At 68.4% G+C, this 21,586-nt stretch carries 17 protein-coding genes; 13 read left to right on the top strand and 4 right to left on the bottom strand.

Annotated elements, in window-relative coordinates; translation table 11 throughout:
* Window positions 1-67: 67 nt before the first annotated feature.
* Window positions 68-1,357: an aspartate--tRNA(Asn) ligase gene (aspS, locus tag OG394_RS37645; RefSeq protein WP_328992086.1), complete on the top strand. Its 1,290-nt coding sequence runs from the start codon at window positions 68-70 to the stop codon at window positions 1,355-1,357.
* Between the two features lie 221 nt (window positions 1,358-1,578).
* Entirely contained in the window at window positions 1,579-2,445 is an 867-nt protein-coding gene (locus tag OG394_RS37640; RefSeq protein WP_328992085.1) for a phosphotransferase, read from the top strand.
* 110 nt (window positions 2,446-2,555) lie between these two features.
* On the opposite strand, the gene OG394_RS37635 is transcribed toward OG394_RS37640, so the two are convergent.
* Window positions 2,556-3,050 (bottom strand): lysophospholipid acyltransferase family protein, encoded by a 495-nt coding sequence (locus tag OG394_RS37635; protein WP_328992084.1) that lies wholly within the window; start codon window positions 3,048-3,050, stop codon window positions 2,556-2,558.
* Between the two features lie 236 nt (window positions 3,051-3,286).
* Between OG394_RS37635 and OG394_RS37630 the strand changes: the two genes are divergently transcribed.
* The 6 genes from OG394_RS37630 (at window position 3,287) to rsgA (ending at window position 9,326) form a co-directional block, all read left to right on the top strand.
* Complete coding sequence (locus OG394_RS37630; RefSeq protein WP_328992083.1) at window positions 3,287-3,919, top strand: TetR/AcrR family transcriptional regulator; 633 nt, start codon at window positions 3,287-3,289, stop codon at window positions 3,917-3,919.
* Entirely contained in the window at window positions 3,912-5,186 is a 1,275-nt protein-coding gene (locus OG394_RS37625; RefSeq protein ID WP_328992082.1) for an ArgE/DapE family deacylase, read from the top strand. Before OG394_RS37630 ends, OG394_RS37625 begins: the two co-directional genes overlap by 8 nt.
* 59 nt (window positions 5,187-5,245) lie before the next feature.
* On the top strand, window positions 5,246-5,974 hold the full coding sequence (locus OG394_RS37620; RefSeq protein ID WP_328992081.1) for a DsbA family oxidoreductase: 729 nt from the start codon (window positions 5,246-5,248) through the stop codon (window positions 5,972-5,974).
* A gap of 400 nt (window positions 5,975-6,374) precedes the next feature.
* A complete protein-coding gene (locus OG394_RS37615) occupies window positions 6,375-6,998 on the top strand; it encodes a DoxX family protein (protein ID WP_328992080.1) in 624 nt (207 codons plus the stop codon).
* Between the two features lie 73 nt (window positions 6,999-7,071).
* A complete protein-coding gene (aroA, locus tag OG394_RS37610; RefSeq protein ID WP_328992079.1) occupies window positions 7,072-8,349 on the top strand; it encodes a 3-phosphoshikimate 1-carboxyvinyltransferase in 1,278 nt (425 codons plus the stop codon).
* On the top strand, window positions 8,349-9,326 hold the full coding sequence (rsgA, locus tag OG394_RS37605; protein WP_328996911.1) for a ribosome small subunit-dependent GTPase A: 978 nt from the start codon (window positions 8,349-8,351) through the stop codon (window positions 9,324-9,326). Before aroA ends, rsgA begins: the two co-directional genes overlap by 1 nt.
* Before the next feature lie 3 nt (window positions 9,327-9,329).
* Here rsgA and OG394_RS37600 read toward each other — a convergent pair whose 3' ends face one another.
* Entirely contained in the window at window positions 9,330-9,821 is a 492-nt protein-coding gene (locus tag OG394_RS37600) for a DUF2231 domain-containing protein (RefSeq protein ID WP_328992078.1), read from the bottom strand.
* Between the two features lie 114 nt (window positions 9,822-9,935).
* Between OG394_RS37600 and hisN the strand changes: the two genes are divergently transcribed.
* Window positions 9,936-10,721 (top strand): histidinol-phosphatase, encoded by a 786-nt coding sequence (hisN, locus tag OG394_RS37595; RefSeq protein ID WP_328992077.1) that lies wholly within the window; start codon window positions 9,936-9,938, stop codon window positions 10,719-10,721.
* Window positions 10,722-10,725: 4 nt separating this feature from the next.
* Here hisN and OG394_RS37590 read toward each other — a convergent pair whose 3' ends face one another.
* Window positions 10,726-11,370, bottom strand: coding sequence for an SDR family NAD(P)-dependent oxidoreductase (locus tag OG394_RS37590; protein WP_328992075.1), 645 nt, complete (start codon window positions 11,368-11,370; stop codon window positions 10,726-10,728).
* A 185-nt stretch (window positions 11,371-11,555) separates the two neighbouring features.
* On the opposite strand from OG394_RS37590, the gene OG394_RS37585 reads away from it, so the two are divergent.
* From OG394_RS37585 to OG394_RS37570, 4 genes are all read left to right on the top strand, one after another.
* Window positions 11,556-12,185 carry an RNA polymerase sigma factor gene (locus OG394_RS37585; protein ID WP_328992074.1) on the top strand — a complete coding sequence of 210 codons (630 nt, stop codon included), beginning with the start codon at window positions 11,556-11,558 and terminating at the stop codon, window positions 12,183-12,185.
* The gene (locus tag OG394_RS37580) at window positions 12,185-13,291 is read left to right on the top strand and encodes a CU044_5270 family protein (RefSeq protein ID WP_328992073.1); all 1,107 of its coding nucleotides are present in this window, start codon (window positions 12,185-12,187) and stop codon (window positions 13,289-13,291) included. The genes OG394_RS37585 and OG394_RS37580 overlap by 1 nt, the downstream gene beginning before the upstream one ends.
* Before the next feature lie 78 nt (window positions 13,292-13,369).
* On the top strand, window positions 13,370-16,795 hold the full coding sequence (locus tag OG394_RS37575; RefSeq protein ID WP_328992071.1) for a S8 family peptidase: 3,426 nt from the start codon (window positions 13,370-13,372) through the stop codon (window positions 16,793-16,795).
* A 974-nt stretch (window positions 16,796-17,769) separates the two neighbouring features.
* Window positions 17,770-20,274: a DEAD/DEAH box helicase gene (locus OG394_RS37570; RefSeq protein WP_328992070.1), complete on the top strand. Its 2,505-nt coding sequence runs from the start codon at window positions 17,770-17,772 to the stop codon at window positions 20,272-20,274.
* Here the strand turns inward: OG394_RS37570 and murA are convergent.
* Window positions 20,271-21,560: a UDP-N-acetylglucosamine 1-carboxyvinyltransferase gene (gene murA / locus OG394_RS37565; protein ID WP_328992069.1), complete on the bottom strand. Its 1,290-nt coding sequence runs from the start codon at window positions 21,558-21,560 to the stop codon at window positions 20,271-20,273. The genes OG394_RS37570 and murA overlap by 4 nt on opposite strands.
* Window positions 21,561-21,586 lie beyond the last annotated feature (26 nt).

Below are 21,586 nucleotides of genomic sequence, written 5' to 3'. Positions count from 1 at the left end.
GCACCGCGAGATTCCCCTTCGCCCACACCTCCGGGGTTCGAGATGACCAACGGAGGTGAAAACAGCGATGCGCATTCTCAGTTCAGAGATCCCCTCAGCAGTAGGCCAGACCGTCACGGTGGCCGGCTGGATCCATCGAAGACGACGACTGGCGGCGGTCAGCTTCCTCGTACTGCGCGACCGTTCCGGCCTGAGCCAGATCGTCGTGAAGTCGGCGGAAGCCCTTGCCCTGCTGGACGAACTCGGCGAAGAGACCGTCGTCCAGGTGACCGGTCAGGTGGTGGCCAGTCCGCAGGCGCCGGGCGGAGTCGAGATCGTCGACCCGGTGATCGAGCCGCTGACCGAACCGGCCCACACTCCCCCGATCGAGTTGTGGCGCCCGACCGTCGGCGCGGGTCTGCCGACCGTGCTCGACCATGCCGCGGTATCCCTGCGGCACCCGGTCGTGCGGGCGGGCTGGGAGGTGGCCGCAGCGGCGTTGCACGGGTTCCGTACGGCGCTGGACGGTCAGGGCTTCACGGAGATCCAGACGCCGAAGATCGTCGGTACGGCGACCGAATCCGGGGCGAACGTCTTCGCGCTGGACTACTTCGGCCGTCCCGCCTATCTGGCCCAGTCGCCGCAGTTCTACAAGCAGACGATGGTCGGGGTGTTCGAGCGGGTGTACGAGGTCGGACCGGTCTTCCGGGCCGAGCCGCACGACACCGTCCGGCACCTCGCGGAGTACGTCTCGCTGGACGCCGAGTTCGGTTTCATCGACGGCCATCGCGACGTGCTCGCCGTACTGCGTGAGGTGCTCGTGACGATGCTGGCCTCGGTCGGCACGCGAGCCGGTACGGCGCTGGAGCGGCTCGGCGTCGAGCTGCCGTCGATCCCTGCCGAGGTGCCGGTGCTGCATTTCAGCGAGGCGCTCAAGCTGGCCGGGGCCGACCCGGACGAGCCGGACCTCGCGCCGGCCGACGAACGCGCGATCGGCGAATGGGCGCTGCGCGAACACGGCAGCGACTTCGTGGCGGTCGAGGGCTATCCGATGGTGAAGCGGCCGTTCTACACACATCCGCAGCCGTCGGACCCGCGCTGGTCCAACTCGTTCGACCTGCTGTTCCGTGGCGTCGAGCTGGTCACGGGTGGTCAACGGTTGCATCGGTACGGCGACTACGTGGCCGCCCTCGCGGCTCAGGGTGAGTCGGCGGAGGACCCGGCGTATTCGTCCTATCTCGAGGCCTTCCGGCACGGCATGCCCCCGCACGGCGGCTTCGCCATCGGCCTCGAGCGGTTCGTCGCCCGGCTTACCGGCGCCGAGAACGTCCGCGAGGTAACGCTCTTCCCGCGCGACCTTCACCGCCTGACGCCGTAACGGTCCTCCCCCCTTCTTTTGCGTTCATCGGTCCGAAATCGCCCTCTCCCGTCGGCCGCCTGTGCTGGTCCGCTGTGCTGAGGGGCCGGACTGGTCCGCTGTGCTGAGGGACCGGGCTGGTCCGCTGTGCTGAGGGACCGGTGAACGCAAAAAAGGGGCAGGTGGCAGAGCGGGGCGCGAAACAATTGGCCTGTGTCGGGATCGCGACGAAGACTGGGCTTATGGATGTCGCGACCAACCGGGTGCTCGGGGAGCTGAACGCGGCCCACGGCACCGGGTATCACCTGGTCCGGAGACTGACAGGTGGCTTGCAGGCCGGGGCGTACGAGGTGGCCGGACCGGAAGGCCGTGCCGTGCTCAAGTGGAACGAGGAGCCGGGCTGGGGCCAGCGGGTCCACCGCGCCGCCCGGTTGGTGCAGAAGGCCCGGGCCGCCGGCTATCCGACGCCCGCCTGGATCGCGGTCGGCACCACGTCGACTGGTATGCCGTACCACTTGCAGGAGTACATCGACGGACGCGCGCTGCAGACCGCGGCCGCACTGACGATGCCGCTGGCCGAGGAACTCGTCGAGGGCATCGACAAGACCGCCGGGCTGGTGACGGACGTGGAGCACAACTGGTCCTGGTACGTCCACGGCGTCGTCTTCGATGGCCTGGGTGGTATCTGGGCGACGGCCGCCGGATTGGACGACCGATCGACCGAGATCCTCTCGCGATTCGAAACAGCCTGTACGCCGTACCGGTCCGAGGGCTTGCCGATGCACGACCTGGTCCATGGCGATCTCAACGTCAGTAACATCGTCGAGACGGCCGCGGGGGTGACGATCGTCGACGTCGAAGCGATCAGCGGCGGGACCAGGGCCTACGACCTGATGTCCCTCGCCGCCAGCGCTGCCCGCGATGGCGCTGCTCCAGGTGTCGACGAATTCCTGGTCGACGCGGCCGTATCCGCCGCCGGCCTCGGCCCCGCCATGGTCTGCGCCGCCGCCGGCTTCGCCGACCTGGCCCTCTTCGCCCACTCCGTCGAAGAGTCCTCCCTCCCCCAAATCCAACACGGCGCCGAACGCCTCCTGACCCTCCTCACCTAGCCTCCCTTTTCTGCCGCGAGCGGTCGCCTCTGAACCACCGCGAGTGGTCACGTAAATACGCGACCACTCGTGCCCAAATCCCGGCGAGTGGTCACCTCTAACCACTCGCGTTAGGCGGCGCGGCGGGCGTAGGTGTTCACGTAGGGCTGGCCGGATTCGTGGTGGAGGACTGCCATCAGGTGGTCGGTGGCGGCGCGGGCCTGGTCGGGGTGGAAGCGGGTCAGGTCGAGGGGCGGGCAGATCTTCACCTGGACGCGGCCGAAGTACAGGCGCCGAGAACCAGGTGGGTTGACGGTGTCGGTGCCCGTCACGACGACCGGAAGTACGGGCGCGCCGGTCGCGAGCGCCACTCGCATCGCGCCGGTCTTGCCGCGGTAGAGGCGACCGTCGGGCGAGCGAGTGCCCTCCGGGTAGATCCCCCAGACGCCACCGGCACGCAGGATCTCCGTGGCGGCGGCCAAGGCGTTGGCGGCGGCTCGTCCACCACGCCGATCCACCGGGACCTGGCCGGTAGCCGAGTAGAACCAGCGCAGCAGCCGCCCCTTCAGCCCTGGCGCGGTGAAGTACTCGCTCTTCGCGATGAAAGTGACCCGCCGTCGCAGCATCAAGCAGAGGTAGAACGAATCGGCGACAGCAAGGTGGTTGCCGGCCAGGATCACCGCCCTCGGCGGGGAATGTGCTCAGCCCCGACGACCGTCGGCCGGCCGAAGATTCGCAGCACCGGACCGACCAGCACGTACTTGAACAGGTGGTACCACACAGGGACTCCTCACGAGCGCGTAGACAGTGTCTACGACGAATAGTAGACACTGTCTACGCGCAATTGATAGACACTGTCTACGTGGATGCCGAACCGCTGCGCAGCAAACTCGTCACGACCGGGGTGGAACTGCTCGAAGAGGAGGGCCTGGCCAACCTCAGCCTCCGAGCCATCACCCGTCGAGCCGGGGTCTCCCATGGCGCCCCCCGGCGCTACTTCCCGACTCACGGCGCGCTACTCGGCGCGATCGCCACGACCGGGATCAACGACCTGACCGTACGGCTGAGCCGACTCGGCGCCGGTACGCCCCGGGAACGGCTGACCCGCGCCTGCGAGCGGTATCTGGAGTTCGCCACCGACCGGCCCGCGATGTTCGAGCTGATCTTCCGGCACGACCTACTGAGCGGATCCGGCGCGAACCTTCGGGCCCTTTCCCTCCCCTTGTTCGGCTCTCTGGTCGACCTGGTTGCCGCCGTGCCGACCACGAGCACGGAGAAGGCCTGGCAGAAGACGATCGGGATCTGGACCGGGCTGCACGGTTTCGCCGTACTCCGCGCCGCGCATAGCCTCGACCTGATGAACGCGTCCGACCCCGCACCGGTGATCGCGCATTGCCTTTCCGCCTACCTCCCCGAAGCAACCGCCTCTCACCGGCCGAAGGACTCGACTCTCTCCGAAGGCCCCGACTCTTCCGAAGGATCCGCCGTTGAGTGACCAGTCACGCCAGCTCGAGGCCGAGGCGCTGGCGGCCATCGATGACGACCGGATCGTCGCGGACCTACGGGAACTGGTGCGCATTCCCAGCGTCGACGGCACGGCTACCGAGAGCGACGTACAGGTCTGGGCCGCGCAGCGCCTCCGCGAGATCGGCCTGACCGTCGACCATTGGCAGCTCGACCTCGACAAACTCAAGGCAGACCCGGACTTCCCCGGTATGGAGGTCGACCGGAGCGAGGCCTGGGGCGTGGCCGGCGTACTCGGCCCGGCTGGCGAGCCCGGCTTGATCCTCAACGGCCACCTCGACGTCGTACCGCCCGGAGATCTCGCGCTCTGGCCCGACGAAGACCCATTCCAGGCGAACGTTGCCAACGGCATCATGTACGGCCGCGGAACCTGCGACATGAAGGCCGGAGTGGCCGCCATCCTCGGCGCCGCCCAAGCCGTCTCCACCGCCACAACCAGGACCGGGCTCGAGCTCGCCCGCCCCCTCGCCGTACACACCGTCGTCGGTGAGGAAGACGGCGGCGTCGGCACCTTCGCAACCTTGCGCCGAGGTCATCGCGGCGCAGCCTGCCTGATCGCCGAACCGACCGCCGGCCGCGTCATCCCGGCGAACTCGGGCTCCCTGACGTTCCGCCTAGAGGTCCCAGGGCTCGCGACGCACGGCTCGACCCGGACCCGAGGCGTGAGCGCGATCGACGCCTTCGAGAAGGTCAACGCGGCGCTGCGCGAACTGGAAGCCGCCCGCAACACCGATCCACATCCGCTTCTCGCCCACCTCGACCTGGCAAATCCCCTGTCGGTCGGCCTGATCCGCGCGGGCGATTGGGCCAGTACGGTGCCAGACGTCCTGATCGCGGAAGGCCGGTACGGCGTACGCCTCGGTGAGGACGTCGCCACCGCCAGGAAGGCCTTCGAAGCGGCCGTCGCGAGCGTGGACGACGAGTGGTTGCGGTCGAACCCAGTCAAGGTCAGCTGGCCCGGCGGGATCTTCGCCTCGGGCGCCCTGGCCGACGGACACCCGCTGCTGGGCGAGACTCTGACCGCAGCGGTCGACGCCGGCGTTGCCGAGCCGGAGGTGCGCGGCGGGCCGTACGGCTCGGATCTGCGGCATTACGCGGCCGCGGGCATTCCCACCCTCCAGTACGGCCCGGGCGACGTCCGGTATGCCCATGCCGTCGACGAACACGTCCACCTGGCCGAAGTCCTGCACTGCGCCCGCGCCTACGCTCTCCTCGCCATACGACGCTGCGCCCGCTGACCCAACCCCTGTGTGACACGTCACGGAATTTCGGCGGCCCAAAGCAGGTTTCTCCAGTTATGCGTATTGATGTCTGGTCTGACGTGGTCTGCCCGTGGTGCTACATCGGCAAGCGCCGGCTCGAGAAGGCCATCGCCGATGGTGGTTTCGGCTCGCAGGTCGAGGTCGTGTGGCACTCGTTCCAGCTCGACCCGTCGTCGCGGAACGACGACCCGCGGGATCTGGCCGAGCGGCTCGGCGCGAAGTACGGCGGCGGGCGCGAGTTCGGGCTCAAGGCGAACGCGCACGTGACCGAGGTGGCCGCCGGCGACGGCCTCGAGTTCCACTTCGAGCACGCCAAGTCCGCGAACACGGTCGACGCCCACCGCCTGCTGCACCTCGCGCTGCACCTGGTCGAGGCGGGCGAACTCCCGGCCGACGGCCAGGACCGGCTCAAGGAACGCCTGCTGCGCGCGTACTTCACCGAGGGCGAGGCCGTCGGCGACCACGCCACGCTGACCCGGATCGCGGTCGAGGCCGGGCTGCCCGAGGCGCGGGTCGCCGAGGTGCTGGCAGGTCGCGAGTACGCCGATGAGGTCGAGGCGGACCAGGCCCAGGCCGTCGCGTACGGCGCGAATGGGGTGCCGTTCTTCGTCATCGACGAGAAGTACGGCGTCTCCGGCGCGCAGCCGGTCGAGGTCTTCGACGAGGTCATCCGCAAGGCCCTCGCCGAGCGCTCCCCCGTCAAGATCGTCGCCGGTGGTTCCGAAGCTGATGGCGCCTGCGGGCCCGACGGCTGCCCGATCTGACCCGACCCCCAAGTACCCGCCGGACGTTTTCCGGCGGGTACTTGGATGGACACGCTGGTGGCCTCTTGGCCGCCGACTTGTCTCCCACCTATTACAAGGTATGAAGGAGCCTTGACGTCCTCCACCCGCCTGGAGGCGGGGGTTTCAACCCACTGCCCGGAGGTAGCGAGATGAGGGTTCGCGGATCGTTGCCGTGCCCAACTGCGCAAGAAGGCTCACCGCGCTGCCACGGCCCGTCCGGCCGCAGTCACTGTAAGGTCTAACTGTGGTGCTGGTGCTGGTCGCTTGGTTATCGCAGGCCAGCTCCGCAAACGTACCCGACGACTCCGACAAACCCTGAAAGGGGGACCCGGCGTTTCCTCCCCGCCTTGTAGGACGGGGTTTCCGCGCCGGACAACCGATGACTGTCGTGCGAGCATTGGCCAGGCCGCTGCTGTCCGCCATCTTCATCGTTCAGGGCGCCAAGGCGGTCCGGAACCCGGATCCGCATGTGGCGAAGGCCGAGCCGGTGGCCGATCGCCTCGTTCCGCTGATCAAGAAGCTGGCGCCGGCGCAGGTGAGCGACCGCCTGCCGGAGAGCACCCGCAACCTGGTCCGGCTGAACGGCGCCGCGCAGGTCATCGGTGGCGTCGCGCTGGCCAGCGGTTCGGGCCGTCGCCTCGGCGCCTTGGTGCTCGCGGGTTCGCTGGTGCCGACGACGCTCGCCGGGCATTCGTTCTGGCAGGAGTCCGAGCCGACCGTGCGTCAGGCCCAGCAGGTGCAGTTCTTGAAGAACCTCGGCCTCCTCGGTGGCCTGCTGCTGGCCGCCGTCGACACCGACGGCAAGCCGGGCGTCGTCTGGCGTACGACCCACGGCGCTAAGGCCGCCAAGCGGGAGACCAAGCGCGGCGCCAAACTGGCCAAGCGCGAAACCCGCCGAGCCGCCGCCCACGCCGTACACGAGGCCCACCACCTCGCCCACAGCGCCCGCCGCGAGGCCAAACTGGCCACCCAAACCGCCAAGGCCGACCTCCCCTTCCTCTGAAACCGGTCCGGGACCGCGGCGAGCAGGCGATAGGCTCGGGGTGGTTCTGGTGGCGTTGGCGCGAGGGAGAAGTGTGACTGAGGCTAGTGAGTGGGTGGCTCCGCGGCCGGATGGTGCTGTGCGGGGGCGGGTGACGATTCCCGGGTCGAAGTCGATCAGTAACCGGGCGTTGATTCTTGCCGCCATTGCCGACGGGCCGTCGACGCTGACCGGTCTCCTGGCTGCGCGCGACACCACGCTGATGCGATCCGCGCTCACGTCGATGGGTGTTGGCATCACCGAGGCCGATGGCAAGGTGACCGTCACGCCGGGGTCGCTGAAGGGCCCGGCCGCGGTTGATACCGGCCTGGCCGGCACGGTGATGCGGTTCGTTCCGCCCGTCGCGGCATTGGCCGATGGGGTGATCTCGTTCGACGGCGATCTCTATGCCCGCGAGCGCCCGATGCACGTCATTCTCGACTCGCTGCGCCAGCTCGGCGCGGAGATCGACGACCAGGGCACCGGCCGGATGCCGTTCGCGGTGAACGGATCGGGCTCGCTGCGCGGTGGCGTCGTACGGCTGGATGCCTCCGGATCGAGCCAGTTCGTCTCCGCCCTGCTGCTGGCCGGCGCGCGGTACGAGCAGGGCGTCGACATCCGCCATGACGGCAAACCCGTGCCCTCGCAGGCACACCTCGACATGTCGATCGCGATGATCCGCGAGCGCGGCGTCCACGTCGACACCGACGAGCCGAACCGCTGGGTCGTGCACCCGGGCCCGATCGCCGCACGCGATACAGCCGTCGAGCCGGACCTTTCCAACGCGGCGCCCTTCCTCGCGGCGGCCGCGATCACGGGCGGCTCGGTCACGGTGACCGGCTGGCCGGAACAGACCACTCAGCCCGGTGACCAGTTGCGCGAGATCTTCGCCCGCTTCGGCGCCGACGTCTCGCTCAACGACGAAGGCCTGACCATCACCGGCACGGGCAACCTGCACGGCGTCGACCTGGACCTGAGCGCGGTCGGCGAATTGACCCCGGTGATCGCCGCGGTCGCCGCCCTCGCCGACGGACCGTCGTACCTGCGTGGTGTGGCGCACCTGCGCTTCCACGAGACGGACCGGCTGGCCGCGCTGGAGGCCGAGCTGAACAAGCTCGGCGGTGACGTGACGCAGACGGCCGACGGGCTCGAGATTCGGCCGAAGCCCTTGCACAGTGGGGTTTTCGCGTCGTACGACGATCACCGGATGGCGCAGGCCGGCGCGGTGATCGGGCTGGTGGTGGATGGGCTCCAGGTCGAGAACATCGGTACGACGGCCAAGACCATGCCGGAATTCCCGGACGTGTGGACGCAGTTGGTGACGCGGGTCTGATGTCGCGGTACGACGAGGACGCCAAGTACGACCGGCCCAAGCGCCGGACCCGGCCGCGAACCAAGGACCGGCCCACGTACGACGCCGCCCCGATCGCGTCCGTGATCACTCGCGACCGCGGACGGTATACCTGCGTGCTGGATGACGGCCAGCTCGTCACCGCGATGAAGGCCCGCCAGCTCGGCCGCAAAGGCGTCATCGTCGGCGACCGGGTCCGGCTGGACGGCGACGCCAGCGGCGACAAGGACACCCTCGCGCGCATCGTCGAGGTCGAGCCGCGGCGGACGATTCTGCGCCGCAGCGCGGACGACGACGACCCGATCGAGCGGCCGCTGGTGGCGAACGCGGAGCAGCTGGTCATCGTCGCCGCCATCGCCAATCCGGAACCACGCACGCGGTTGATCGATCGTTGCCTCGTCGCCGCGTTCGACGCCGGGATGCGGCCGCTGATCTGCCTGACCAAAACGGATCTGGGCGACCCGGATGAGCTGCTCGCGACGTACCGGCCGTTGGGGGTGGAAGCCGTCGCCACCCAGCGCGACGGCGATCTGTCCGCCTTGGTCGAGCAGTTGCGCGATCGGACCAGCGTGCTCGTCGGGCATTCCGGTGTCGGCAAGTCCACCCTGGTCAACGCGCTCGTGCCGGACGCGGATCGTGCCGTCGGCGTGGTGAACGACGTGACCGGGCGGGGGCGGCATACGTCGACCAGCACGTTGGTGCTGCGGCTGCCGTTCGGCGGGTGGATCGTGGATACGCCGGGCATCCGGTCGTTCGGTCTGGCGCATGTCGATCCGCAGGAGCTGATCAAGGCCTTCGGCGACCTGGCCGACGAGACGCAGGACTGCCCGCGCGGTTGTACGCACGCGGAGAACGAGTCGAACTGCGCGCTCGACACCGCGGTGGCCGAAGGCCGGGTGGACGCCGAGCGGGTCGCGTCGTACCGGCGCTTGCTGGCCAGTCGCGAAGCCCGCGACTAACGGCTAGCTGGGGAGCCTGCCGTCCCAGACCGCCTTCGCGCCGGAGTCGCCGGTGCGGATGGTCTGCCAGATGACCAGCAACGACATCACCACGACCGCCGCGCTGACCACCAGCTCGAGGCCCCGGTTGCCGCTCGCCTTGGCGCCCCGCCCGCTGGCCAGGGCCGACGGACCGCTCAGCACGAGCGCGGCGAGCAGGACGACGAACGCGAAGCCGAGGCTGAACCAGAGCAGCAGCGTGCCGCGATCCTTGTGCTCCTGGACGAGCTGGGCCAGTTGGGGGACGGCGGCAACAAACGCCTCACCGCTCTGCTTCGCCACGAACGCCGTCAGCGCCGCACCCAGACCAAGCGCGAGCACCGGCCAGCGCAGCAACCAGCGCCACCTCGGCATGAGCGCGAAAACGATCGCCGCGAGCGCTGCGACCGGCAGCACCACCACTGCGGCGTGAATCACCAGAACGTGTAGCGGCAGATCTCCGAAGCGCTCAAACATGACGTCTCCTGGATCGACGGGACTCGGTATTTAGATCCACGTTCAACTACCTGCTTCGGTTCAAAGTACTACCTGCGGCAACCGCCGCCCCGCACTTCAGGCTAGCCTTCGGCCATGCCCGCGCACACCGACGACCTGCGCCTCGCCCACATCCTCGCCGACGACGCCGACTCGATCACGATGGACCGGTACAAGTCGCTGGATCTGCACGTGGCGACCAAGCCCGACCTGACCCCGGTCAGCGAGTCGGACGAAAAGGTCGAGGACGTGATGCGCAAGACGCTTGCCCGAGCCCGTCCGCGCGACGCCTTCGTCGGGGAGGAGCAGGGCACCACCGGCTGGGGCGTTCGCCGCTGGGTGGTGGACCCGATCGATGGCACCAAGAACTACATCCGCGGCGTGCCGGTCTGGGCCACCCTGATCAGCCTGATGATCGAGGACCAGGTCGTGGTCGGTGTCGTCTCGGCCCCCGCGATCGGCCGCCGCTGGTGGGCGTCGTACGGCGATGGAGCCTGGACTGGCCGCGCCCTGATGTCCGCCTCGCCCTGCCGGGTCAGTGACGTCAACGACCTCAGTGACGCCTCCCTGTCCTACTCGTCGCTGAAGGGCTGGAAGACGCGTGAGCGGCTCGACGACTTCATGGGCCTCATGGACGACTGCTGGCGCTGTAGGGCGTACGGCGACTTCTGGTCGTACATGCTGGTCGCAGAAGGCGCTGTCGACATCGCGGCCGAGCCCGAGCTCAACCTGTACGACATGGCAGCACTCGCCATCATCGTCACCGAGGCCGGCGGCCGCTTCACCTCGCTAGACGGCAAGGACGGCCCCACCGGCGGCAACGCCCTCGCCACCAACGGCCGCCTCCACGACGAAGTCCTAGCCCGCATCGGCGACAAGTAGCCCCTTACCCCGTGTGGGCGATCTGCCGCGACCAGGCGGCAGGCGCCTGCGTGTGCAACCGCCAGTAGTGCTCGGCGATGTCGTCGGGGTCGAACGCCGTCCCCGGCGCCACCGCGCCATCTACACGTACCTCTGCCACGTGTACGCCACTGTCGCCGTACTGGTTGTGCAGTAGCTCCACCAGCGCTCGCAAGCCGGCCTTGCCCAGCGAGAGACTTGTGTATGCCGGTACCGGCTCGGGCATTCCCCCAGTCACGAGGAAGCTGCCACTCCCCCGGGCGGCCATGGCGGGCAGTACGTGCCCTGCGGCGGTGATCGCGCCAACGACGTTCACGGCCCACGCGTCGAGATGAGCCTGCACCGACAGCTCACCCGGGCTATCCGCCTGGATGATCGCGGCGTTGTACACGATCACCTCGGGCACTCCGAATTCCTCCACGGCCTGATCGAGCGCCGCCCGCAATGCCTGCGCGTCCGTACTGTCCGCCGTCAGTCCAAGGGTCTTGGTGGTGCCCAGAGCCTCGACGGCCGCATCGACGCTTGCCCGGCTGCGCGCGATCACCGTCACCGGCAGGCCCTCCTTCGCGAATCGGCGGGCCACGGCCGACCCGATCCCCGGACCGGCCCCGATCACCACTGCTCCACTCATCCGACGGCTCCTCACTGGTTAGACGGCTGTCGAAAGAGGCAACCGCGAGCCTGCCGCCGCCATTCCCCGGTCAACCGGGAGCGGCTTCAGCGCGTCTTGCTGCCGGGGACGGCCGACGTGAGAAGGGGTTTGTGGACATCGGACAAGAACGGGTAGAGCCAACCGGCAGCCACTTGAGGAGCTTGATGCCACCCCCGCCCGATCTAGCCTTGGCCGCGGCCGTTCTGCCCAGCCGTTCCGCCCCTGCCGTTGACGAGGACGCCTGGGTGTTGCGCGCCTCGGTGCGTGAGCCGGACCGGTTCACGCTGATCTTCGACCGGTACTTCGGCCAGGTCCACTCGTACGTCGCGCGACGCCTCGGTACCGATATCGCCGACGATCTGTCGTCCGAGACGTTCCTGATCGCGTTCCGGCAGCGGGCCAAGTTCGACAGCCGCAGTGGCGTGGTCCGGGCCTGGCTGTACGGCATCGCCACCAACCTGATCCGCCGGCACCGCCGGGACGAGGTCCGGGCCTGGCGCGCCGCGGCGAAACTGCCGCCACCGGCCGAGTCCACCGGCGAGGAGGACCGGATCGCCGCCCAGGTCACGGCACAGGGCGCGAGCGGGCAACTCGCGGCCGCGCTGGCCAAGGTGAACGCGAAGGACCGCGAGGTGCTGATGCTGGTGGCACTTGGCGAACTGACGTACGACGAGGTCGCGGCAGCTCTGGGCATCGCCTACGGCACGGTCTGTTCCCGTCTCTCCCGAGCCCGTCGCGTCGTACGCGAAGGTCTCAACCACACTGATCCCACCGCAGAGCAGAAGGTGTCCTGATGGACGAGTTCGACAAGATCCGTTCGGCCTTTCCCGAGCGCCCAGGCCCGTCCGCCGAGGTCCGTAACCAGGCCCGCCGCCAGGTCCTAGCGCTTGCCACCAACGAGCGTCGTCGCGACCGTTGGCTCGCTGCTGCCCGCTCAGGCCGGTTCGGCATCGCACTGACCGCTACGGCCGCCACAGTCGCGCTTGCCGCTCTTGGCGCACCTCTGCTGCTTTCTCCCGGCGGTGACGCCGATGTCCGGCCAGTGCCCGGCACAAGCAGCGCACCGACTCTGAGACTCTCTGCGGCCAGTCAGGCACTTCTAGCGGCCGCCATGCAGCAGGAGAGCCATGAGGCGGCCACTGGCAAGTACTTCCGCCTCCGCACCCTCTGGTACTCGCACCGGACAGTAGGCAAGCCTGGCGACAGCTACGAGCTAGAGCGCCGTCAGGTTGTAGAGCGCTGGACGCCGCCTAACCAGAGTGACGAGTCCTTCTTCGGCTGGGCCGACTTCGGCTACCGTCCGGCGACCGCGAAGGACAAGGCGAAGTGGCGAGCTCAGGGCTCCCCTAAGTCCTGGCAGCTCAGCTACGAGCGCACACCGATCACCATCGCGCCAGAGCCGCCGAAGTTCCGCAGCATGAAGTACAGTCCCCGGCCCGACGGCTACTACATCGGCGGCACCAAGCCACTGACGGCGGCGGAGGTCGCCGCACTTCCGACCGACCCGGCGGCGCTGAGGGCCTTCCTCGGCAGGGAGATCGACAAGAGCCTTCCGGCCGACGCAGGCACGTACACGATCTTCTCCGGTGCCAGCCAGTTGCTCTTCGAAGCACCGTCGTCGCCCAAATTGCGCGGTGCCGCTCTCCGCGTGCTGGCGGCACTGCCCGGCGTCAACCTCCGCGAAGGCGTCCAGGACCCGCTCGGCCGGACCGGCGCGATCGTGATGCTGAGCGTCGACGTCCACGGTGAGCGGTACGTCAGCCAGTTGATCATCGACCGGAAGACGGGATTCCTGCTGAGCTCGGAGGAGCTCTCGCCGATGAAGCGCGGCAAGACCGTCGTACTGGAATCCGGCTGGACCAACGACACTCCCAAGCCGCCGGTCGCCAAGCTGCCCTGATCCGCAATCCCTCGGCGACGGTCCAACTCGGGCCGTCGCCGGACCTCGCCTGCCCAAAACCATTCGAAGAGGTGTGTTTTGACGACCCCTAGAATCCGTAAGCGCTGGCTTGCGGCCGCTGCCGTCGCGGCCGCACTGGCCGCGACCGCAATCCCGTTCCGCCCATCCGTCGCGGCCGACGAAAGCACCACCGCCACCTCAGCCAAGCTGAGCAACGCCGTGACCATCACCCTCATCACCGGCGACAAGGTCACCTACCGCGCCGGTCAGGCCACGACCGTGCAACCCGGCCCCGGGCGCGACGGCATGGTCTTCCAAAAGCATGCCCTCGGCAACAAACAGACGATCGTCCCGATGGACGCCGTACCCCTGCTGGCCTCCGGCGTACTCGACCAGCGCCTGTTCGACGTATCCCTGCTGGCAGACCTCGGACTCGACGACGCCAACTCGCCGACGTTACCCCTGCTGGTCCAGCACAACGGCACCACCCGGACGGCGCGCTCCGCCCTCACAGCCGGTACGACGGTACGCCGGGAGCTGCCGATCGTGGACGCCCTGGCCATTACCCAGCAGCGCGTCTCGGCCAGCCTCCTCTGGCAAAGCTGGACCGCGGGCGCGACCAACCGCCGTACTGCGCTCGCGGGCGACGTACGCAAGGTCTGGCTCGACGGTGGCGTCAAGCCGCTGCTCGACCGTAGCGTCCAGCAGATCGGTGCGCCCGATGCCTGGGCCGCCGGGGCGACGGGCAAGGGCGTGAAGGTCGCCGTACTGGACAGCGGTATCGACCAGTCCCACCCGGATCTCAAGGGCCGGGTATCCGTGGCCAAGGGCTTCACCAGCGAGGGCGAGGACGCCACCGACCAAGGCGGGCACGGCACCCACGTGGCCTCGACCGTCGGTGGTACTGGCGCCGCGTCGAACGGCAAGTACCGCGGTGTCGCGCCGGATGCGGAGCTCATGGTCGGCAAGGTCTGCGGCATGCGCAACTGCGAGTTCTCCGCGATCATCGCCGGCATGGAGTGGGCCGCGAACTCCGGCGCCCGGGTGATCAACATGAGCCTCGGCGGCGGGCCGACGCCCGACGTGGACCCGATGGAGCAGGCGGTGAACGACCTGACCGCGAGCACGGGCGCGTTGTTCGTCATCTCCGCCGGCAACTCCGGCGCCGACTCGAGCGTGGGTAGTCCCGCCGAGGCGGACGCCGCGCTGGCCGTGGCCTCGGTGACCAAGTCGGACGGCCTCAGCTCGTTCTCCAGTCGCGGGCCGCGTGCCCATGACCTTGGCCTCAAACCCGATATCGCGGCACCGGGCAGTCATATCGTCGCCGCCCGGGCTGCCGGTGCGCCGCTGGAGCCGTTCGCGGTCAACGAGTCGTACGCCGATCTGTCCGGTACGTCGATGGCCGCTCCGCACGTGACGGGTGCTGCCGCCTTGCTCGCTCAGCTGCATCCGTCTTGGAAGGCGGACGAGTTGCGGTCCGCGTTGACCGGGTCGTCCCTCGGCCTGCCCGGCATCGGGGTCTTCGGCCAAGGGGCCGGCCGGGTTGATCTCACTCGCGCGTTGAAGCAGACGGTCACGACTTCGCCGAGCAAGATCGATCTCGGTCCAGTCGCGGCTGGGGATAAGCCGGTGACCAAGGCCGTGACCTATCGCAATGACGGGGACAAGCCGGTCACGTTGACGCTCAAGCTGGACGCTTTTGGACCGAACGGGCGGCGGGCGGGCGTGTTCACGCTGAGCCGGTCCGTCGTACGGATCCCGGCCCATGGCACGGTCACGCTCGACGTCACCGCGGACACGTCGGTCTCCGGGGCAGACGGCGCTTATGCGGGATGGCTTGTTGCTACCGGCAACGGCCAGGTCGTACGGACGGCGGTCGGAGTCGCAAAGGCGATTCCGTCGTACCAGCAGAAGCTCACGGTCCTCGACACGGACGGCAAGCCGGTCGTTGCCAGCGACAACAAGTACGCAGGCCTTTTTCTGCTGAACGTCGACAACCTGTTCGGCTACTTCGCGTCTCCCGGCGACACGTTGGACCTGCCCAAGGGCCGGTACGTCGTGGATGGCGGTATCGCGACCTTCAACGCGGACGGCTTCGGCTATGGGAATTCGATCTACCTGGGCGAGCCCGATGTGGTCATCGACCGGCCGGGCGAGCTGGTCCTCGACGCCCGCCGGGCCAAGCCGATCGCGGTGAAGGCGCCCGTACCCGGCGCGTCGGCGGCTACCGGTGGTGTCGGATTCGCGCGGCCGATTGGCGACATCACTTTCAACACGGGGCTGGCGATCAGTACGACGTTCAAGCCGGACTTCGTGCCGCGGCTGTTGGTCGCGCCGAACGTGACGGGTTCCGCGAAGACCTTCACCGGGTTCGCGCATCTGGCGTGGGCCGGGATGCCGGACGGCCAGAGTCCGGAGCGCGACTTCTTCCTGAACAGCCCGTACCTCTATCACGATGCGGTGAGTTGGCCGGCGCGATTCCCGGCGAACCCGTCGCTGGTGACCGCGGCGAAGGACTATGCTCGGATCGACGCGACGTACGTCGGTGCCGAGGGCAACCGAATGAACAACTGGGGCTTTCCGGTGCTGCCTCGTGACGACGCGGGCGGGCGCACTGTCGCCGCGTTCGTCTTCACGCCGGCGGTCGAGATGACGATGCCGTTCCACCGCGAGGAGTACTACTCGGCCAAGGGCGGTATGCGCTGGGCGTTCCAGGCGGAGACCTTCCGGATCACGCCGGAGGAGGTCAAGTACATCGCGTTGATCGACGCGCCGGCCCGGTCGTACCCGGCGGGCAAGACCACCAAGCTGACCTGGAATAACGCGGTCGTCGGGCCGAACCTGCCCAGCTCGCAGGCGGGTATGCCCGGACGCGATGACGAGGCGTGGGTATCCCGCGACGGCGACAGCTTGACGGTGGTCGCGCCGATGTTCGCCGACCCGGGTCGCGGGCGGTTTGGCGCGTCCGAAGTGCTGCGGGAGACGACTTCGCTTTATCGCAACGGCGTCTTGCTGCGGACTACCGAGGCGGGTATCCAGCAGACGTTCGCGTTGCCGGGTGAGGCTGGGGATTACCGGCTGACGAAGCACGTCCAGCGGTCGGAGGAATACTTCCGCTGGTCGACGGACATCACCTCGTCGTGGACGTTCCGGTCGGCCCGCACGCCGGACGGTACGGACACCCGCCTGCCGCTGATGTCCGTCCGCTTCGCCCCACGCCTCAACGACCGCAACCAGGCCGTCGCCGGACGCTTCGACATACCGGTCTGGGTGGAGCACCAACACGGCGCTCCCGCCAGCCCGGTCACCAGTCTCACCATCGAGGCGTCGTACGACGGAAAAACCTGGTCCGCCGTACCAGTCCGCAAAACCCTCACCCGCTGGACCGCCAGCCTGAACCAACCCTCCACCGGCTTCGTCTCCCTCCGCGCAAAAGCCCGCGACCTCTCCGGCAACACCACCACCCAAACCATCCACCGCGCCTACGAACTAACCCCCGACTAACCCCCTGATACCGGGCCCGGCCCCTCACCAATCGCGAAGGGCCCGGGCCCGCCTCTATCTGCCCCACCCCTCCCCGCCCACCCCGGACACAAACGCGGAGGACCTCCCGCAGTCCCACGGTCGGACGCGAAATGCGGCACTCGCCTGTGGATACCCCTGCCACGGTCGGACGCGGAATGCGCAGGCGCGGGCGGATTTGGGGATAACTCTCCCGCGAGGTGCCTCCTTGCGTCGCACGTGTGCAAGCACAACAAGGCACCTCGCGGGAGGGTTTTGCACAAATTGGCCCGGACGTGTGCGGTTCGGATCTAGGTGCCGTGGGCTCGGCGTCCACAGGCGACCCGCATTCCGCGTCCGACCGTGGCAGGAAGGCGGTTCGCCCGGCGCATTCCGTTTCCGACTGTGGCAGCACAATCCAGAACCCAGCCGGATGCGCGAAGCACGTGCCACCTGTGGAAGCCCCCGCCACCGTCGGACGCGGAATGCGGGAGCCGGTCCGGCCCGTGAACCAGCCACGGTCGGACGCGAAATGCGGCCGCCTCCCCTCATCCGCGAGTGGTCGCGGATGACACGACCACTCACGAGAGGTGGGGCGCGCCCTGTGGATAGTGCTGCCACGGTCGGACGCGGAATGCGCAGGCGCGGGCGAATTTGGGGATGACTCTCCCGCGAGGTGCCTCCTTGCGTCGCGCGTGTGCAAGCACAAGGAGGCACCTCGCGGAAAGGTTTTCCACAGTTACGCGCGGACGTGTGCGGTTCGGACTTTGGCGCCGTGGGCTCGCCGTCCACAGGCGGCGCATTCCGCGTCCGACCGTGGCAGGGGTATCCACAGGCGAGCGCCGCATTTCGCGTCCGACCGTGGCGTGGGGTTTGGCGGGTGGGGCGGGTTGTGACCGGGGGCGCGTGTGGCGGGGTGGGGGTTGGGGTGGCACTGATGGTGGGGGCGTTGGGAGGGATGAGCGAAGATGGGGGGGATGACACTTAGCGAGCGCCTTCCCGGTAATGCCGAAGCTGATGCCCTGTATGACGCCTTCTCCTTGTGGGTCGGCGAGCAGGGCATTTCGCTGTACCCGGCGCAGGAGGAGGCGCTGATCGAGGTGATGACGGGGTCGAACGTGATCCTGTCCACCCCGACCGGCTCCGGTAAGAGCCTCGTGGCGACCGGTTCACACTTCGCCGCGTTGGCCGCTGGACGGCGCAGCTTCTACACCGCCCCGATCAAGGCGTTGGTGTCGGAGAAGTTCTTCGCGCTATGCGACGTGTTCGGCGCGTCCCAGGTCGGCATGCTCACCGGCGACGCCTCGGTCAACCCCGGTGCGCCGATCATCTGCTGCACCGCCGAAGTACTGGCCAACGTCGCGCTCCGCGAAGGCGCCAAGGCCGACGTCGGCCAGGTCGTGATGGACGAGTTCCACTTCTACTCCGAGCCGGATCGCGGCTGGGCCTGGCAGGTCCCGCTGCTCGAACTGCCGAACGCGCAGTTCATCCTGATGTCCGCGACCCTCGGTGACGTCGAGCGCTTCAAGATCGACTTGTCCCGGCGGACCGGCCGTCCGACCTCGATCGTCAGTTCGGGCGATCGCCCGGTGCCGCTCGTCTACAAGTACGTCACGACGCCGCTGCACGAGACCCTCGAAGACCTGCTGCGGACCCACCAGGCTCCCGTGTACGTCGTGCACTTCACCCAGGCATCGGCGCTCGAGCGAGCCCAGTCGCTGACCAGCATCAACGTCTGCACCCGCGAGGAGAAGGAGAAGATCTCCGACCTCATCGGGCACTTCCGCTTCAGCCCGGGCTTCGGCAAGACCCTGCAGCGGCTGGTCCGGCACGGCATCGGCGTGCACCACGCGGGCATGCTGCCGAAGTACCGCCGCCTGGTCGAGCAGCTCGCCCAGGCCGGCCTGCTCAAGGTCATCTGCGGCACCGACACCCTCGGCGTCGGCATCAACGTCCCGATCCGAACCGTTCTGCTGACCGCCCTGAGCAAGTACGACGGCCGGCGCCAGCGCATCCTCAAGGCGCGCGAGTTCCACCAGATCGCCGGTCGGGCCGGCCGGGCCGGTTACGACACCTCCGGCACGGTCGTCGTCGAAGCGCCGGACCACGTCATCGAGAACGTGCGAGCCCTGGGCAAGGCGGGCGACGACCCGAAGAAGATCAACCGGATCCAGCGCAAGAAGGCGCCGGAGGGCTTCGTCACCTGGAGCGAGGAGACGTTCGACCGGCTGGTCGCGGCCGAGCCCGAACCGCTGCAGTCGAAGATGCGCGTCAGCCACGCGATGCTACTGAACGTGATCGCCCGCGACGGCGACGCCTTCGCCAGCATGCGGCACCTGCTGCAGGACAACCACGAGGACTCGAAGGCCCAGCTCCGGCTGATCCGCCGGGCGATCCAGATCTACCGCACCCTGCTCACCGCGGGCGTGGTCGAACGGCTGGACGAGCCCGACGAGAACGGCCGCACACTCCGGCTCACCGTGGACCTGCAGAAGGACTTCTCGCTGAACCAGCCGCTCTCCACCTTCGCCCTCGCGGCCCTGGATCTCCTCGACCCGGAGGATCCGACGTACGCGCTGGACGTGGTTTCGGTGGTCGAGGCGACCCTGGAGGATCCGCGTGCGGTGCTGATGGCGCAGTTGCACCACGCCAAGGGCGAGGCCGTTCAACTGATGAAGTCGGACGGCATCGAGTACGAGGAGCGGATGGAGCTGCTCGAGGAGATCACTTGGCCCAAGCCGTTGGAGGAGTTGCTGACGGCAACGCTGGACATGTACCGCGTGACGCATCCGTGGATCGCCGAGGCCGGGTTGTCGCCGAAGAGCGTCGTACGGGACATGTTCGAGCGGGCGATGACGTTCGGCGAGTTCATCGCGTACTACCAGATGGCGCGGTCCGAAGGCGTCGTACTGCGTTATCTCAGTGATGCGTACAAGGCGCTGCGCCAGACCGTGCCGCCGCACCAGCACACCGAGGAACTGACCGACCTGATCGAGTGGCTCGGCGAGGTCGTACGACAGACCGACTCCAGCCTGCTCGACGAGTGGGAAGAGCTCACCAACCCTTCGACCGACCTCCCCGAGGCGCCGCCCGTACCGATGGGTCCGCGCCGGATCACCTTGAACACAAGGGCTTTCCGGGTCCTGGTCCGCAACGCGATGTTCCGCCGAGTCGAGTTGGTCGCGCTGCACCGCTGGGCCGAACTGGGCGCCCTCGACGCCGAAGCCGGCTGGGACGCCGCGCGCTGGGCCGAAGCCGGCACCGAGTACTACGCCGAGCACGCCGTCGTTGGCACCGGCCCCTCCGCCCGCGGCCCAGCGTTCTTCCTGGTCGAGGAACACCCCGGCTACTGGGAAGTCAGCCAGATCATCGAAGACCCCGAAGGCAACCACGACTGGCGCATCACCGCGTCCGTCGACCTAGCCGCCTCCGACGAAGCCGCCGAGCTGTCGCTCACGGTGACCAGCTTCAAGCCGCTCTAGTTCCAGTAGAGCTCGGCGTCGTCGGGTTCTACGGTGACGTCGGCGCCTAGGCGGCGGAGGTTGCCGGCGAAGTCGGTGTAGCCGCGGTGGACGTGGTGAGCGGCGGAGACGAGGGTTTCGCCTTCGGCGGCGAGGCCTGCGATGACGAGGGCGGCGCCGGCTCGGATGTCGCTGGCGACCACTGGAGCGCCAGAGAGACGAGGTACGCCGCGGACGACCGCGTGGTGGCCGTCGGTCTGCACGTGGGCGCCGAGCCGGGTGAGCTCCTGGGCGAAGGTGAATCGGCCTTCGAAGAGGTTTTCGGTGACCATGGCGGCGCCGTCGCTGAGGGCGTTCATCGCGATCACGAAGGCCTGCAGGTCGGTCGGGAAGCCCGGGTACGGCAGGGTGACGACGTCGACCGGTTTGGGCCGATCGTTCATCACCACGCGGAAACCGTTGTCCAGCACGGTGATCTCGGCGCCGGCCTTGTGCAGCTTGTCGAGCGGCAGTTCGAGGTGCTCGGCGTGGCCGTTCAGCACGGTCACATCGCCCTTGGTGACGGCTGCCGCGAAGGCCCAGCTGCCGGCCACGATGCGATCCGGTACGACGGTGTGGTCGACCGGCTCGAGCAGGCCCGTCACCCCGGTGACCTCGATCCGGGGCGTGCCCGCACCCTCGATCTGCGCGCCCATCTCGACCAGCATGGCGGCGATGTCCTGGATCTCGGGCTCGCGGGCCGCATTCTCGATCACGGTGGTGCCCTTGGCCAGCACGGCCGCCATCATGATCGTCTCAGTGGCGCCGACACTCGGGAAGTCCAGCCAGACCTCGGCACCGTGCAACCCGTGCGGCGCCTCGGCGATCACGAAACCGTGCTCGATGTGCACCTTCGCGCCCATCGCCTCCAGCCCGGCCACGTGCATGTTGAGCCCGCGCGAGCCGATGTTGTCGCCACCCGGCAGCGCCACCTCGGCCTGGCCGCACCGCGCCAGCAACGGACCGAGCACCGAGATCGACGCGCGCAGCTTGCGAACCAGCTCGTAGTCGCAGTGGTGACCGATCTCCCCCGGCACCGCGACTGTCGCCGTACCGGCGTCGCTGTCGACCTTGACCGAGCACCCGAGGGTGTCGAGCAGTTGCGCCATGAAGGTGACGTCAAGGATGGCCGGCACCTGCCGCAGCGTCGTCGTACCCTCCGCCAGCAGTGCCACCGCCATCAGCTTCAGCACACTGTTCTTCGCACCTGCCACCTCGACCGAGCCGGCCAGCCGTGCCTCACCCGCGATCCGGAACCGTTCCACCATCCGACTCTAGCGGTAGCAGGTTGCCT

The organism is Kribbella sp. NBC_01245, assembly GCF_036226525.1.
GTDB lineage: Bacteria > Actinomycetota > Actinomycetes > Propionibacteriales > Kribbellaceae > Kribbella.
Note: the sequence above shows the minus strand (reverse complement) of the source record. Positions and strands in the feature narration are given on the sequence as shown.